The sequence below is a fragment of the Pseudomonas sp. AC463 genome, assembly GCF_979253585.1.
This window is the reverse complement of record NZ_CEEDDZ010001275.1, coordinates 1-229: the sequence shown is the minus strand read 5'-3', so window position 1 is coordinate 229 and position 229 is coordinate 1. Positions and strand designations below refer to the sequence as shown.

Here is a 229-nt window from a genome sequence, read left to right as displayed (position 1 = left end):
GGTTGCTGGTGGGGGCGTGCATGGTCGCGGCCCCCGCATTCGCGAGTGAGACGCCGCTGTATCAGGCCGCGCCGGGCTGGATAAAGGCCGCTGCGCCGATCGACGCGGCGAAGCTGGATGCGGCATCGCCCGTCATCGTCCTGTTCGACAACCAGCAGCGGCTGGAGGGCGGGCAGGTCTGGTCCTATGTCGACACCGCCACGCGCATCGCCTCGCCGGAAATGCTGAC

General features: G+C 69.0%; 1 protein-coding gene. It reads left to right on the top strand.

Features of this window, described 5'->3' with window-relative positions:
* Positions 1 to 20: 20 nt before the first annotated feature.
* Positions 21 to 229: hypothetical protein (locus AC0IYH_RS34405; protein ID WP_471838988.1), on the top strand; the 209-nt coding region annotated here is incomplete at its 3' end.